The 200-nt window shown below is 51.0% G+C and carries 1 rRNA gene; it reads right to left on the reverse strand.

Going from position 1 to position 200, the window contains the following annotated elements:
* Nucleotides 1–200: ribosomal RNA gene (locus M3221_RS26180) — 23S ribosomal RNA — on the reverse strand; the annotation flags it as partial.

Consider the following 200-nt stretch of genomic DNA (forward strand, 5'->3'; position numbering starts at 1 on the left):
TCTCTCCTCGCCTACCTGTGTCGGTTTGCGGTACGGGCACCTTACATCTCGCTAGAGGCTTTTCTTGGCAGTGTGGAATCGAAGACTTCGGTACTAAAATTCCCTCGTCATCACAGCTCAGCCTTAATGGAAACGGGATTTGCCTCATTTCCAGCCTGACTGCTTAAACACGCGTATCCAGCTGCGTGATCTCCTATCCT

Source organism: Domibacillus indicus (genome assembly GCF_023715895.1).
In the GTDB taxonomy this organism is placed as follows: domain Bacteria; phylum Bacillota; class Bacilli; order Bacillales; family Domibacillaceae; genus Domibacillus; species Domibacillus indicus_A.